Source organism: Parapedobacter sp. (assembly GCF_035556095.1).
GTDB lineage: Bacteria > Bacteroidota > Bacteroidia > Sphingobacteriales > Sphingobacteriaceae > Parapedobacter.
Genome location: NZ_DATMFT010000018.1, coordinates 255,644 through 269,833, shown reverse-complemented (window position 1 = coordinate 269,833; position 14,190 = coordinate 255,644). Strand labels below are relative to the sequence as shown.

Genomic DNA, 14,190 nt, shown 5'->3' with positions numbered 1-14,190 from the left:
TAAATTTGCGTGATGGAAGCAGTAGTAATTCATCCCAAAAATAAAGAACAATTGGCTGCATTAAAGGCATTTGCCAAGGCATTGAAGATGGATTTCGAGACCAAATCAACTGACAGTCCGTATCAACCTGAATTTGTAAAGCGAGTCTTGGAAGCTGACAAATCTGCAAAAAAAGGGAATGTTATCCGGATTAAAGACGCCAAAAATATATGGGCAGATATTTTATAGACGTCGAGAAAAAGGCGAAAAAGCAACTTGCTGATATCCATAAATCGGGCAATAAAGCAGACATCAAAAAAATAGATACCATCTTTGTCGAGTTGGAGGAACATCCCGAAACTGGTACGGGCAACCCTGAGCAACTCAAATATGAATTAGCAGGTTTCTGGTCAAGACGTATTAATTCAAAAGACAGACTAGTTTATAGAATCAACGAACTCGAAGTGATTGTTACCGTAGTGTCTGCTAAAGGACACTATGGCGATAAGTAATCTCTAGTAACCCTTCAAGCACCTTAGTCATGAACAGAAGAACATTCATTGCCCAATCTACCGCTGCCGCCACGGCGCTGGCCGCCACCCCTGTAATCAACGCCTTTGCGGGCGCAGACCCCTTGTACGGTCATAACGGGATGACCTATAAGCAGGTTAACGGGTGGGGCGTACTAGACAATGGCAAATATCCGGTAAACGATTGCCACGAGATGGTACAAGACCGTCGCGGGCGCCTTTTGCTGCTCACGAACGAAACGCGCAATAACGTGCTGGTGTACAATACCAGCGGCAAGCTGCTCACCAGTTGGGGCCACGATTTCCCCGGAGCTCACGGGCTCACCCTGGCCGGTGAGGGGCGGGATGAGTTCCTGCTGATTACCGATACAGCGAGGCACCAGGTGTATAAAACCACGCTGGACGGCAAGGTGCTGTGGACGCTTGACGCACCCCTTGAATCGGAGCTTTACGACAAAGCGGAATCGTTTATACCCACCGAAACCGCCGTAGCGCCGAATGGCGACATCTATGTGGCCGATGGGTATGGCAGGCAGTACATCTTCGTGTATGATGCCCAAGGGAAACTCAAAAGCTGGTTTGGCGGCAAGGGCGAGGGCGACCAATACTTCGAGACCGCCCATGGCGTGTGCATTGATCACCGTACAGATACCCCCACGTTGTTAGTTACGGATCGTCCGCGCCAATGTTTCAAACGGTTTACGCTGGCCGGCGAACTAATAGAGATCATCGCGTTGCCCGGCGCCTGCGTGTGTCGGCCGGTGATCCATGGTACCCATCTTTATTCCGCGGTATTGCGGTCGCCCGATATGGATACGGCTGGCAGCGGCTTCGTGACCATCCTGGATGAAAACAACCGCGTAGTCAGCAACATCGGCGGTACGCCGCCAGTCTATACGGGCGATGAGCTCCAACCGATGGCCCAGCAGAGCTCCTTGTTTGTGCATCCGCACGATGTATGTGTAGACCGGGACGAAAACGTGTATGTGCCGCAGTGGGCATCGGGCAAGGTGTATCCTTATAAGTTTGAGCGGGTGTCCTAAAACTTTGGATACTAAAGCAAGCCAAACTTTGGCCCAGTTTTCGCTGTAACGGAAGCGGATGGAGCAAAGTGATTTCCCGATTCGTGGCGCTTCGGGTAAAGCAAAAAAAATGTACCTTTGCCCCATTCGAACGTTACATAACATACCACTAGCGAGTAAATCGATGATGCGATACCTCATATTGCTGGCAGGGCTTTTCTGCTTAATCACCGCCCAGGCGCAAACCCAAATCCCCGATGTTTCCAAAGTACGTGTGGAGCAACTTTCCGATGAGCAGGTACTTCGCATCATTACTGAAGCGGAGAAGCGCGGGTTGAATGATGAGCAGCTCATCCAAAGCCTTGGCCAGCGCGGCATGGTCGCCGGCGAGCAGCAAAAGCTCCGTGACCGCATCACCACCGTGCGGCAGCAGAAGCTTGGTGGTACGCGGGCAAACGATATTGTCACGCCCGATGACACTGGTCGTAGCGTTACCCAAGAAGTTGACGTGGTAGAGGGTGCTTCGCAAGAGCAAGTGCAACAAGATGATACCGGCCTTGCTATCTTCGGTTCCGAGCTTTTCCGCAATAACAATATCCGGTTTGAGCCCAACCTTAATATCCCCACACCCAAAGGGTATGTCATCGGTACCGGCGATCAACTGCTGCTCGACCTTACCGGCGATAACGTAGCCAGCTACCAACTGCCCGTTTCGCAGGAAGGAACTGTCAACATCGAGTACGTCGGTATTGTATCGGTTGCCGGCCTCACCATCGAAGCCGCGAGCGACAAAATCAGGCAGCAGATGCAAGGTACCTATCCCCAGCTGCGGTCTGGTAGCACCCGGTTATCGCTCACACTTGGCGATATCCGCAGCATCAAGGTTACCCTCACGGGTTTCGTTACCCGGCCCGGTACTTATACATTGCCGTCGCTGGCGAACGTGTTCAATGCACTTTATGCCGCTGGCGGCCCATCGACCAAAGGTACCTATCGGAACATCCAGCTTATCCGTAACAACCAAGTTGTTGAGACTATCGACACGTACGACTTCCTAACCAAGGGCGTTCAACCTGGTAATGTGCGACTGGAAGCGGGCGATGTGATTCACATCCCTGTCTTTAATCGGCACGTCTCGGTAGAAGGACTGGTCAATAATCCGGGTATCTTTGAGCCGCTCCCCAATGAGTCGCTGGCCGATGTACTCGGTTTCGCCGGCGAATTCGCCCCCGAGGCATACTCCGCTAAAGTGAAGGTGCTGCAGATTACCGATCGGGAACGTAGTGTGGCCGATATCTACGCCGATGATTACGATACCTACACGCCCCAGAATGGCGACCAGTATATTGTGGAGGAAGTGCTTGATCGGTACGCCAACCGCGTAGAGATCGAAGGCGCCGTGTTCCGCCCTGGCAAGTACGCACTGACCGAGGGCCTCACGTTGCGGCAGCTCATCCAGCGCGCCGATGGCCTCAAGGAAGACGCGTTTATGGCCCGGGCATACATCAACCGATTGAAGCCCGACAATACGCAGGAGCTGATTACCGTTAACCTCAACGACCTGATGGCTGGCAACGAGCAGGCCGACCATGTGCTGCAGCGGGAAGACCGCATCATTGTCTCTTCCATTTTCGACCTGCGCGAGGAATACACCGTTTCTATCAGCGGGCAGGTACGTCGGCCGGGGCAGTTTCCTTTTGTAGAGCAGATGACCCTTGGTAGCCTCATCCAGATGAGTGGGGGGTTGGCTGAGGCAGCCAACATCGAGTATGTCGACGTGGCTCGGCGGATACGCCGTAATACGAACGTGCAAGACTCCACTACTGCCGAGCTGGTGCGCGTTAAATTCGACAATCGTGAGGAAGCTTTGCAATCCGGTTTCGTGTTAGAACCGTTTGATATGGTAAGTGTGCATACCAGCACCGGTTACCAAGTGCAACGCATGGTACGTATTGAAGGCGAGGTAAACATGCCTGGCGAATACGCGCTGCTTAAAAAGGATGAGACCATTTCCGATCTCATCCGCCGTGCAGGCGGTGTTACTGAATTTGCCTACCTGCCCGGTGCCTCGTTGCAGCGCAAGGCGTCAGATGCGATGGTGGCGCGGGGCAATAGCGCGTTGACGGGCCAAGCAAAGCGTGAATTAGCGGAGCTGGAGAGAGAAGAAGCAGAAATACAAAGTTTAGCGTTAGAGAACATTCGGCAAGATAGTGCGGCAACCAGCCTATATTTTAGTAACTACGTAGGTATCAAGTTGGATAAAATACTCGACGGCAACCGCAAATACGACATCCCGTTGGAAGACGAAGATGTCATTGTGGTACCACGGCAATTGCGCACGGTGATTGTGCGGGGGCAGGTACTCAATCCCAACCGGATTGTATATCAAAAAGGAAAATCACTAAAGTATTACATTAATCAAGCCGGTGGCTTTACCGCCGATGCGCATAAGCGGAAAACGTTTGTGCAACACGCTAATGGAGCAGTTGAAGGTTCCATTTGGGGATATCCCAAAGTGCAGCCCGGCAGTGAAATCATCGTGCCTGCCAAACCGGAGCGTGAGCCACTAAGCGTACAAGCATGGATTAGTATGGGGAGCGTAGTGACCTCGATGGCCGCTGTAGTCGTAAGTTTATTAAGGTAAGCGAGATGGGAATTGAAACGAAATACGCAACCGAAGACAACGAGGCATCAACTAGGGACTTAATTTTAAGCATCCGAAATTGGCTTCATTACTTGGTGTCAAAATGGCTTATTCTTATTGTAGTTGGTGTTTTGGGTGGGATAGTCGGTCTGGGATACGCACTCATATATCCGAAAAATTACATGGCAACTACTACCTTTGTGTTAGAAGGTGGAGATGGGAGGAGCAATCTCGCCCAATACGCTGGTATGGCAGCAATGGTGGGTATTGATTTGGGCACTAATGCTGGCGGACTCTTTGAAGGTGACAATATTCTTGAATTATATAAGTCTCGGCGAATGCTAGCGCAGACATTATTGTCCCCTACCTTTTCGGACTCAACCGAACTACTTATTGAGCGTTACATTACATTTAATAATATTAAGAAAAGTTGGGGAAAAAATCCTGAATTGTTGTCGATAGATTTCCGCCAAGACCCAAATGAACTGAACGCTACAAACCGCCGTCAACGAGACAGTATACTAACAGAATTTACAAACGTGATAAAGGAAGATTTTCTGCGTGTTGATAAACCCGATAAGAAGCTTTCTATCATTCAGGTCCAAGTGACATCTCCAGACGAAGTGTTTTCGAAAGCATTCAATGAAAACCTAGTACGACGGGTTAACGATTTCTATATACAAACGAAGACAAAGAAATCAACGGATAATATTGAGATTCTTCAACATAAGGTAGACTCGGTTAGGGCGGCAATGGAAGGTGCAATATACTCTGCGGCGAAAGTATCCGATGCTACGCCAAATCTCAATCCTACACGACAGGCGCAAAGGGTTGTACCAGCTCAAGAAGCTCAATTTTCAGCTGAATCAAACCGGGTGATGCTTACCCAGTTGCTGCAAAATCTTGAATTAACCAAAATGAATTTGTTGCAAGAACAACCGCTCATACAATTGGTCGATCAACCAGTATATCCACTAGCAGTGAATCGGGTAGGTAAGATAATGGGCATTCTAGTAGGTGGATTTCTTGCTGTGTTTTTAGTGGTTACGTTCCTCATTGTAAAAAAATGGTATCACGACGTAATGACTGAAGATGCGTAAAGAGGCTTCCCTATACGCTCTTTTTTTGCAAAAGGAAAACAAATGAGTACTTTTGTTGCTCATTACGTAGAAAGGCTAAAATACGGTTTACCGATATAGTACTAATCTCTTTGTTATCAAATGAGCACTTATACCTGTTCAGAAACCATTGATGACGCTCGTATGGCGGCTATTGGTTTAAACCATGTGGGACTTTCTTTAGCAATCATGTTTGCTAAAAAGAGACTCAAAAATACGAGGCCATCGTCCTTGCGTGGCCCACGCCATGTTCTCTGAAATAGATATTCCACGATATAAGAAAAAGAATGGGGTCGTGTTTGATGCAAAAGCAATTTCAATCGAAAATGGATCGATGCCAAGTTATAATAATAGATAATAAAATTATAAATAAATGACAAAACATCTTGTTGTCTTTGGGACACGGCCGGAGGCCATTAAAATGGCACCATTGGTTAAAGCGTTTGAGAAAAGGCATGATGGATTCGATGTGAAAGTATGCGTAACAGCACAGCACCGCGAAATGCTAGATCAAGTGCTAGAGTTTTTTGGTATCCAGCCGGATTATGATTTAGATATCATGAAGGCGAATCAAAATCTTTTTACCCTTACTGCAGATATCATCACCGCAATTAAACCGGTATTAGATGAATATCGACCCGATTATGTTTATGTGCATGGCGACACCACGACTTCTACAGCCGTTGCTCTTTCGGCCTTTTATGCTGGAGCAAAAGTATGCCATGTGGAAGCTGGTTTGCGGACATATAATAAACTTTCGCCATTCCCCGAAGAATTGAATAGGCAATTGACAGGCCGCATTGCGGATATTCATTTTGCACCTACTACTGCTTCGCGAGATAATCTCATTGATGAACGTGTACCTTCCAGCACCATCGCGGTGACTGGAAATACAGTTATCGACGCTCTGTTGTATAGTGTTGACCGTGTGGAGCAAATTGATAACCAAGAGATTGAGAAACTTAAGTCTATCATTGATCATGAAAAGGAGTTGATACTCGTCACTGGCCACCGCCGCGAAAACCATGGACAGGGCTTTATCAATATCTGCAATGCACTTAAAGAAATTGCTCACTCTCAAAATGTGCAGATTATTTATCCTGTGCACCTCAACCCCAATGTGAAGCGTCCTGTGTACGAAATTTTAGGAGACGAACCTAATATCAAACTAATCGAACCGCTTGCTTATCCCGCTTTCGTATGGTTGATGAACCGCGCCAAACTGATTATTACTGATAGTGGCGGGGTGCAAGAAGAGGCACCATCTTTAGGCAAACCAGTTTTGGTGATGCGAGACACTACCGAGCGGCCCGAGGCAGTGGAAGCAGGAACTGTGATATTGGTCGGTACCGATCAAAAAAAGATTGTATCCGAATGTAGTCGCCTTTTAAATAATACAGAAACCTATGAAGCAATGAGCGTGTTACATAACCCTTACGGTGACGGTAAAGCTTGCGAACGCATTTTATCATTCATTGCCAACCAGATTTCACCAGTTTTACAAGACTAAATAAAAAATAATTACGATGAATAAACCTCAAGTTGTTACCATTGGTTTAGGTTATATCGGCCTCCCCACTTCGGCCCTTATCGCACAGAATGAAATCTCTGTTTTAGGTGTTGACATTAATCAACATGTGGTGGAAACCATCAATGCTGGCAAGATTCACATTGTCGAACCTGAATTAGATAAAGCCGTAGCTACTGCGGTATCTAACGGATACCTGAAAGCTGATACAACGCCGATTGGTGCAGATACGTACCTTATTGTCGTACCCACACCGTTTAAAGGTGATCATGAACCGGATATTTCCTATGTGCAGGCAGCGACAGAAGCAGTCATACCTCTGTTGAAGGAAGGGGATTTATACATTATAGAATCGACTTCTCCGATAGGGACAACGGAAAAAATGCGGGATTTAATTTTTAGTAAGCGCCCTGAGCTCGAAGGAAAGATATATCTTGCTTATTGCCCCGAACGTGTACTGCCAGGTAATGTAATGTATGAATTGGTTCATAACGACCGGGTAATCGGAGGCTTAAATGAAGCTTCTACCGAAAAAGCCATTGCATTCTACTGCCAATTTGTAAAAGGCGAGTTGCATCCCACAAATGCACGAACTGCGGAGATGTGTAAGCTTACCGAGAATGCGTCCCGTGATGTTCAAATCGCTTTTGCTAATGAGCTTTCTCTGATTTGCGATAAAGCTGGAATTAACGTGTGGGAACTAATCAAATTGGCCAACAAACACCCCAGGGTAAATATACTACAACCCGGTTGTGGCGTAGGCGGGCATTGTATAGCAGTAGATCCCTATTTCATTGTTTCAGACTATCCATTGGAATCACGCATTATTGGCAAAGCACGTGAAATTAATAACCATAAGGCATTTTGGTGTGCTGAGAAAGTAAAGGAGGCTCGCAAATCTTTCCAATTGGAGCATAATCAAGAGCCGAAAATCGCACTCATGGGGTTAGCTTTTAAACCAAATATCGACGATCTAAGGGAATCTCCTGCAAAATATATTGTTCAACGGATTTTGCAAGATGCGAATGACGAGGAATATTATATCGTGGAGCCTAACGTGCAGGAGCACTCGATTTTCAAGTTCACCGACTATCAGACGGCGGTTCAGAAAGCTGATATCATCGTATTTTTAGTTGCGCACAATGAATTCAAAACGCTAGAAATAGGGAAAGGTAAAATTGTTTTAGATTTTTGTGGAATTAAAGCTTAACATGACGGGCTATTTGATAGTAAATCCGTATTAAGTATTTTTTTTGAAAATCGCTGTGTTTTTAATTAAAAATAACATCATATGATAGTTATTGACGTTTGTACAGAAGATGAAGCTGAATAAGGACTTAATAGTTTCTTTTGCAATTTACGGCTTGGGGCTTTTATGTGTGCTTTTGGCCGATTTGCATGTTTCTAGTAATTTCAGTGATTTCAAGGTAGCAGAATGGGCATTTATTAAATCAACTGTGCTTATCGTAGGCACATTTTGCCTGTTGGGATATGATCAAATTTTTATACGCGATCAGAGCTTAATTAAGAGATTTTATTTAAAGTTCTTGTTTCAAAGTTGTATTATCGCGATTCTACTAATTGTTTTGCTCATGTGTGTTAAGGGGTATATTTTTAAAAACGCAGCCCTAATATCCATATGTGTATTATTATTAGCTGTTTTATCTTATTTCTCTTCAGCATCGCGTGCTAATTTTCATCTTTGGAAATCGCAATTCTCTACGAACTTTTGGAAGATAATATTGCTTTTCGGACTTTATCTGTTTGAAGGTGTTGACGCCGTTTATTATTTTCTTTTTGCCCTAGCTATTGGCACTGCAATATCTATCCCTTTAAAAGGATTTATTCCTAATCCCGAAAATGAAACTTGCGTGAAATTGTCAGATAAAGAGGCTATTGCAATTAGCTCTGCATTTTTGCTTCATAATATGACTTTAATTTTTGCCATTTACGGAGAGCAATTTATTATCAACTTGAGTAACGATGTTGAAGCCTCATCACATTTGTTTAAGTATACGGCAGTTTTCACGCCAATTGCCCTTAGCTTAAACGGGTTTTTGGGCTTTTATTTTGCGCCTAAAGTGAGAAAGGACAATAATATGTCAATACCAAGATACTGGAAGTTTTCAAAAAATATATTGTTGTATTCTGTTTTGGTAACAATATTTTCAGCTTTTGCAGGAATTTTATATATGATATTTTATATCAATATACCTGTTGGCGATTTGGACATATTTTTGATACTTTCATTATCATTTATGTGTATCACTAGAGGGCTTTACATAACTACTTCCGTTTGCTTAGGCGTGTTTGGAGATGCTAAGGATTTACGGTCCGCTGCGGTAATCACTGGAACATGTACGCTTTTCTATTTAATTTCGATTTTTATTATTCTTTTATATTTCAAAGGCATAACAGCAGCTTGGTTTATATCTCTAGCAACACTCGGAAACTGGCTTTTAAGGTTGATTATTTCTAACAAATTTACATTCAAAACATTGAAGCGGCTTCAGTATGCTTGAAAGTAATTCCATAGATCGGATTATCATTATTGCTCCGGTTTCAGCAATTTCGAAACGACTTCGGCTATCCAAATTGGTGAAATTTATATTCTGCAAGGATGAAGTTCACAAAGGTCAAGAATTTAAGGTTATCCATAAAGGTTGGGAGAGACTTAAGGGCGAAGGTCGAGAACTAGCTTTTTTTGATAAAATTGAAAAAGACTTGATTTTAAAAGGGGGGGGGTATGGCGGAAAGGTCAAATACATGTACTTCTTATGGATGGTAAAGGTTTTTTTTTCTTGCCTTAAACTAAAAAAAGATGAAGTTATTTGGGCACTCGGATTCGAAAGCGCTTTTCCTGTTCTCATTGCCGGTTTGTTTAGAAAATTCAAAGTTGTGTTTGATGATGCTGATCGTTTTTCACTTGTTTTTAACTTTCCAAAACCAATAAGCTGGTTGATAAAGAATTTAGAAGTTTGGACTTCTCGGAAAGCTTTTCAGCACATAATACCGGGAATTGAACGTTATGATTTTACGTCAAATAAATTTTATATAATAAAAAACACGCCTAGCTTCGACGAAATAGAAGCAGCGAAAAAAATATACCAGAAAAAGCTATGGCCTAAAGCAGATTTGATTATCAATATCAACGGGCTTTTAAGTAAAGATAGGGGGTTGAATATTGCACTCCAATTATCTCGGGATTTAAAAGATTATGATATTAAATTTATCCTTGCAGGGCGGCTCGCGTGCAAGGAAGCGGACGAGCTTTCTAAACAAGGTAATGTGTATTATTTAGGTAATGTAAGTAATGCCGAGGCATTAGCTAGTTATTTCGCATCGGACCTTGTTTTGACATATTTCGACCCACGTATAAAAATTAACCAATTAGCGGAATCGAATAAATGGGGAGACGCCATTAAGACAGGGAACGGCATTATTGTTAATAGCGAAGTTCAAACCGCACAATATTTGAGAAATGCCAATGCGGCAATTTCGTTTGATTATTCGGATGGCCAAGGTTTAGCCGAGCGGCTTAAGATATTAAGTAGGAATGCAGAAGAAAAGAATCAAATTAAGAAAAACGCTGGCTTGTTGGCAAATAAATATGGATACTTTGAGGAGCAGCTGACCTTATTTTTTAGACAAAATCAACTTGATTTGAAAGGTGATTTCTAATACCTTGGTGAGGTAATTATTTATGAAGGCGCGCGAGAAATATGGAGTTATATTTATGGTGCTGGGGTACGGGTTAATAAATCTCTCGCTGCTCGACAACTCCACAAGACAAGCGTTGGCGTTCAGCTCATTTGGGGTCGCCGCGATATTTGCGTTGCCAGAGAATCTATACGATATTTTTAAACGTAGGAAGGCACAGAGTTATGGCATTGCAATTTTTGTTCTATTGTACTGTTTTTTTATTAAAGCTACTTTAGGTACATATGGGGAATACGGCGCCAATAAATACCCTTACTTGCTTATCGTGGTCATTTTAACGTTCTTTTCTTTTCCTACTCTCCTTAAAAATGACCGGGCTCTCGAACTATTTTCTAAATTGCTTTTTTATGTAAGTCTCGTATATTGTTTGTTTGCAATCTTCTATTCGAATCCTAACGAGGGAAGGAGAAGCGAGATGGGGCTTAATCCAGCCATAATGGCTAGGCTGTGTATGATTGCAGGCATATACATTGCTTCAGTTATTTATTACAAAGGTGTCAATGCCCTGCGAGTATTAATATTGTTGTTGTCGATATCAGCCGTTTTCTTTACAGCTACAAAGACACCAGTACCAGTGTTCATTGCCTCATTTTATTTTGTCACCGCGAGAAAGTTAAATCTGAAGAAAGGACTACGAATACTTTTTTTTCTAACAATAGGGTTAATAGCTTTATATCTCGTTCTTACGTACGTTGTTCCAGAACAATATTCTAGCAGAATTTTGAGTCCTGAAGGGTTGTCTTATGAAAATCAGTCGACAGAAGGCAATAGGTTACAACTTTATGGCTTAGCTTTAGCAATCATACAGGATAATTTTTGGGGAGTAGGATTTGGCGGATTTGCGAAATTCCATTCCTTTATCGTTGCGCCGCATAACTTGTTTTTGGAGGCAGCCGTTGAGATGGGAACGCTGATTGCGTTGCTGTTTTTATTGTGGTCAATGAGAGCGCTGCTGATCGTAAGAAAAATTCCATTGGAGAATGGAATATACTCCACTTTTGTGTCTATTCTGTATGTTTATTCCTTTATCAGCATGTTGTTTGCTGGTGAATTGACGATACAATCATTCTTGTTTTATTTGACAGGGACTTATTTGCTTTTTCATTATAGAAAGATGGGCACAGGGAAAAATGATGTCACAAATACTCGAAATTCACACTTAGCCACTTGAGGACAGAGGGTATTTTATGAATTCGTGAACGGAGAGTAACGATATTTTGGTGTCCTTTTTGCTTCTTCCGTTTAGAGAACGGCAATGTGATAAGAGAATTATTTAAATGAACGATAAATAGTTAAAAATGAAACGTCAAATATTAATTGGCTTGTTCTTTATATCATTTTTATCTTCTTGCTTCGGGGATAACAATGACATTGTAATTGTATCTAATAATAGAGCTTACGTAGATATTGTCGTAGAAACGGACGCCAGCGACCAAGTCAAAGATGCTGCAAAGTTTTTTCAAAGGATGGTAGAGGAAAGTACTGGAGTCAAATTAGAAATTAGAAGCCAGAAATCGAATTTGCCAGCATTGTTTATAGGGGTGGCGCCGGGATCAAATTTAGATAGTGGCACTTTGGATGAAGACGGGTTTATTCTGTCAGGTTTAGGGGATGATGATTTCGTAATAGTCGGGGGAAGTGACTGGGGAACGGAGTTTGGCGTGTATGATTTTCTTGACAGGTTTTTAGGTATTAAATGGCTTATGCCGGGAGATAAATGGACGGAGATACCAAAATCAGCCACTATTATCGTACCCAAAACAACAATAGAATCGAATCCGCATTATTTATCTAGGAGACTTGCCCCAATTAATGTTCTTGAAACCAATAGTCAGGGAGTATGGGGCCGTCACAATCGTTTACGAAACCGCATTGAATTTAATCACAATCTTTTCCGCATTTTTCCTGTTGATGAATTTGGGAAATCAAATCCGGAATTTTATCCACTAATCGGAGGGAAACGATATATCCCTAAAGATAAAAATGACCAAACTTGGCAACCCAATTTTTCTGCTAAAGGAATTGATGATGCGGCGGCCGAAAAAATAATTCGCTCCTTTGATAAGAATCCACAACTTACATCAGCTTCTTTAGCTATTAATGACTCTAAGAATTTCGACCAGTCGAAAGCGTCTGCGAGTAGAAGAAGTGGAAAAACAAACTATTTAGGTGATCAGGATGTTTCCGATGAGTATTTTTCATGGGTCAATTCAGTTGTAAGGAAAGTAAATGCTAAGTATCCTGATAAAAAATTCGGACTTCTGGCTTACAATAATTTAGCTGAGCCACCAAGTTTTGAGATTGATAAAAATGTGGTCCCCTTCATTACTTATGAACTCCTAAAATGGGTAAAACCTGAGCTTAAAAAGCAAGGACTCATAAATACCCAAAGATGGGATAACGCCGCTAATCGGGTCGGTTGGTATGATTACGTCTATGGATTCAGCTATTTGTTGCCTCGTGTATGGTTTCATCATATGAAAGATTATCTAATACTTGGAGTAGAGAATAATGTGCAATACTATGTTTCTGAACTATATCCAAATTGGGGGGAGGGACCAAAAGCTTGGTTATTGGCGAAACTATTATGGAATCCATACCAAGATGTAGATTCTTTATTAAACGAATGGTACGTAGCCGCAGTTGGGGACAAAGCGGCACCAAAGCTTAAAGATTATTATGAGATTTGGGAAAATTTTTGGACAGTCGAAGCTCCTAAAACTTCTTGGTGGACAGACAATGGTCAGTATTTAGCATTTAATAACGATAAATATTTAAGTGCAGTTACGGAACAGGATATTATTAAGTGCGATCAATTAATGCAACAAATGCAAGACTTAGCTGCAACCGATACACATAAGGCACGTGTTAATGATCTTTTAAAAGCATGGAAGTTATACAGAAGTGCCATTCTCTATTATAAAAACAACAAGAAGGTAATTGTCATAAATAGTGGAAGAACCCAAGAATCATCCTTTGAAAAATTCGCTGATGGAAGTAAATTTGAAAACGTTCTTGATTCCCTTGAAAGCGATAGCTTGCTTGAACTTGCTGTCGGTTACATTAGAAGATATTTCAATCCTCAAACCTCCAAGCTAGGGTCTCAGACATTCCTCAAGGAGAATAAAATAGACAAAGAAAAATCACTCACTGTAATGAGTAGGGTTAGTGATAGATTGGCGAAGAACGGTTCTTTTGAAGAAGGAAAAGCTGGTTGGGGCTCTTGGTTAGGTAAGACTGATAAAGGTAATTTTTCTATCTCAACGGATAAAGTTAGGTCTGGAACATCTTCATTAGTTGGTAGCAATATTAATCTAGGTAGTATCTACCAAGACTTAGCATATCAAAAGGGAAAATATATTGCAAAGTTAAGTATATTAGTTCCTGATGACAATACGTCGGGGGAGTTTAACGTTTTGATGAAAATACTCGATAATCAGAAGAAAACAGTTAAAAACCGTTACATGTCACAAGAACATACAGTTCCATTTATACCTGGTGAATGGACGGATATAGCTGTTGAGTTTGATATTGAAAGCTCAGAAAATCAATCGAATCCGTCATTAATAAGATTTCAAATCGATTTGAAAGGATTTGCCCACACAGCCGTTTTTGTGGACAACGTAGAAATTAGCAAGTACGAATAACC

At 42.5% G+C, this 14,190-nt stretch carries 11 protein-coding genes; all 11 read left to right on the top strand.

Annotation, left to right across the window (positions count from 1 at the left end):
* Positions 1-12: 12 nt before the first annotated feature.
* The 11 genes from VNQ80_RS09555 to VNQ80_RS09505 all read left to right on the top strand — a co-directional run bounded on the left by VNQ80_RS09555 (position 13) and on the right by VNQ80_RS09505 (position 14,188).
* Positions 13-228 (top strand): DUF2683 family protein, encoded by a 216-nt coding sequence (locus VNQ80_RS09555; protein ID WP_325637871.1) that lies wholly within the window; start codon positions 13-15, stop codon positions 226-228.
* The gene (locus tag VNQ80_RS09550; protein WP_325637869.1) at positions 210-491 is read left to right on the top strand and encodes a Txe/YoeB family addiction module toxin; all 282 of its coding nucleotides are present in this window, start codon (positions 210-212) and stop codon (positions 489-491) included. The genes VNQ80_RS09555 and VNQ80_RS09550 overlap by 19 nt, the downstream gene beginning before the upstream one ends.
* Before the next feature lie 29 nt (positions 492-520).
* A complete protein-coding gene (locus VNQ80_RS09545) occupies positions 521-1,552 on the top strand; it encodes a hypothetical protein (protein ID WP_325637867.1) in 1,032 nt (343 codons plus the stop codon).
* A gap of 163 nt (positions 1,553-1,715) precedes the next feature.
* Entirely contained in the window at positions 1,716-4,175 is a 2,460-nt protein-coding gene (locus tag VNQ80_RS09540; protein ID WP_325637865.1) for a polysaccharide biosynthesis/export family protein, read from the top strand.
* A 5-nt stretch (positions 4,176-4,180) separates the two neighbouring features.
* Positions 4,181-5,275, top strand: coding sequence for a lipopolysaccharide biosynthesis protein (locus VNQ80_RS09535; RefSeq protein ID WP_325637863.1), 1,095 nt, complete (start codon positions 4,181-4,183; stop codon positions 5,273-5,275).
* Positions 5,276-5,666: 391 nt separating this feature from the next.
* The gene (gene wecB, locus VNQ80_RS09530) at positions 5,667-6,803 is read left to right on the top strand and encodes a non-hydrolyzing UDP-N-acetylglucosamine 2-epimerase (RefSeq protein WP_325637861.1); all 1,137 of its coding nucleotides are present in this window, start codon (positions 5,667-5,669) and stop codon (positions 6,801-6,803) included.
* Positions 6,804-6,819: 16 nt separating this feature from the next.
* Complete coding sequence (gene wecC, locus VNQ80_RS09525) at positions 6,820-8,031, top strand: UDP-N-acetyl-D-mannosamine dehydrogenase (protein ID WP_325637860.1); 1,212 nt, start codon at positions 6,820-6,822, stop codon at positions 8,029-8,031.
* Positions 8,032-8,140: 109 nt separating this feature from the next.
* Complete coding sequence (locus VNQ80_RS09520) at positions 8,141-9,343, top strand: hypothetical protein (RefSeq protein ID WP_325637858.1); 1,203 nt, start codon at positions 8,141-8,143, stop codon at positions 9,341-9,343.
* Positions 9,336-10,502 (top strand): hypothetical protein, encoded by a 1,167-nt coding sequence (locus VNQ80_RS09515; RefSeq protein ID WP_325637856.1) that lies wholly within the window; start codon positions 9,336-9,338, stop codon positions 10,500-10,502. The genes VNQ80_RS09520 and VNQ80_RS09515 overlap by 8 nt, the downstream gene beginning before the upstream one ends.
* Positions 10,503-10,524: 22 nt before the next feature.
* Positions 10,525-11,712, top strand: a complete 1,188-nt coding sequence (locus tag VNQ80_RS09510; RefSeq protein WP_325637854.1) for an O-antigen ligase family protein — start codon at positions 10,525-10,527, stop codon at positions 11,710-11,712.
* A gap of 127 nt (positions 11,713-11,839) precedes the next feature.
* A complete protein-coding gene (locus VNQ80_RS09505) occupies positions 11,840-14,188 on the top strand; it encodes a DUF4838 domain-containing protein (RefSeq protein ID WP_325637852.1) in 2,349 nt (782 codons plus the stop codon).
* Positions 14,189-14,190: the final 2 nt, after the last annotated feature.